Origin of the sequence: Nguyenibacter vanlangensis, assembly GCF_013376155.1 — a bacterium.
GTDB lineage: Bacteria > Pseudomonadota > Alphaproteobacteria > Acetobacterales > Acetobacteraceae > Gluconacetobacter > Gluconacetobacter vanlangensis.
In genome coordinates, this window is record NZ_JABXXP010000651.1 from 1 (window position 1) to 1,553 (window position 1,553).

The following is a 1,553-nucleotide window of genomic DNA, read 5'->3' on the forward strand; positions in this document are numbered from 1 at the left end:
ACCCCGACCGCCTGGCGGCCCTGTCGCTGGCCTCGATCGCCCGGCACGTCCGCGCCATGCTCGATTTCCGCGCCGCGGGCGCCGTCGTGTTCGACAACGGCAACCTGATCCGCACCCAGGCGCAAAAGGCCGGGATCGGGGACGCCTTCGACATCCCGATCTTCACCGAGGCCTATCTGCGCCCCCTGTTCGCCCGGGCGATCGGGCCGTTCCGCTGGATCGCCTTGTCCAACGATCCCGGCGACATCCGCCGGATCGACGATTACCTGCTCGAAACCTTCGCCGACGATCCCTCGGTGGTCAACTGGATCACGCTGGCGCGCGACCATATCCCGGTCGAGGGCCTGCCCGCGCGCATCGCCTGGCTCGGCCACCAGGCCCGCACCACGGTCGGCCTCGCGGTCAACCGCATGGTGCGCCAGGGCACGCTGTCCGGCCCCGTGGCCTTCACCCGCGACCATCTGGACGCGGGCGCCATGGCGCACCCCAACATCATGACCGAAAACATGCGGGACGGCTCGGACGCGATCGCCGACTGGCCGCTGCTCTGCGCCATGCTCGCCTGCTCGTCGCAGGCCGACCTGGTGGCGATCCATTCCGGCGGCGGCGGCTATGCCGGCTACATGACCAGCGCCGGCGTCACGCTCATCGCCGACGGCTCGGTCGAGGCGGACGAACGCCTGCGCCTGGCGCTCACCAACGACACCAGCCTCGGCGTCATGCGCTACGCCGATGCCGGCTACGACGCGGCGCGGGACGAGGCCGCGCGCCAGGGCATCCGCCACCTGGACCTCAGGCAGAGCGGATAGCGCCCGCCACGGCCTCCCGCGCCGGCACTGTTTGGAAAAACCAAAGATATACTCTCCCGCCACGCGCGGGCGCCGACGCGCGTCATGCCTTGTCTATGCGGCCGTTTCAAGGCAACCATGTCGAAAGGACCACCATCGACCCTGCGGGGGCACGTCGATACATTCTGGGGGGAGGGCGCTGGTTGGGGTGGAGACCGTGCCGGTCGGCTGAAGTCAGGCGGGGCATCGATACGGCCGCCCTGCTCGTCGCACTCTTCGGGCTCTGCGCGCTGGCCACGCGTTTCCTGCTGTCGGACGATTCCGGCTACTCCTCGTTCTGGTCGGCGAATGCGGCCATGCTGGTCGCCCTGCTCACCCTGCGCCCGGCGCTCGCGGCGGGCGTGCTCGCGGCCTGCCTGTGCACGAACCTGCTCATCAACCAGCTCAGTGCCCTGTCCCCGCCCGAATCCGTGCTGGCCTGCATCCTCAACGTGCTGCAGGCTGTGCTGGCCGCGCCGTTCACCCGGCGCTTCTGCGGCGCAGTCACCAATCTGATGCGCCCGCGCCGCTTCGCGGCCTTCACCGTCATCGCCCTGCTGTCCGCCGCCGCCGAGGCCGCGCTGGGCGTCGCGGTCGAACGGATCTTTCTGAACGACCCCGGGGTTCCCCTCCATGAATGGGTGCAATGGGTGCTCTGCGACGCGCTGGGCCTGCTGCTCGCCACGCCGGCCGTGCTGCATCTGGTCCGCGCCTCCCCGCGCCGGC

General features: G+C 70.3%; 1 protein-coding gene and 1 pseudogene. Both read left to right on the plus strand.

Going from position 1 to position 1,553, the window contains the following annotated elements; translation table 11 throughout:
- Positions 1-809 (plus strand): annotated as a pseudogene (locus HUK84_RS17655) (urocanate hydratase); the annotation flags it as partial.
- A 182-nt stretch (positions 810-991) separates the two neighbouring features.
- A partial coding sequence (locus tag HUK84_RS17660; RefSeq protein ID WP_246285764.1) for an MASE1 domain-containing protein occupies positions 992-1,553 on the plus strand: 562 nt, incomplete at its 3' end.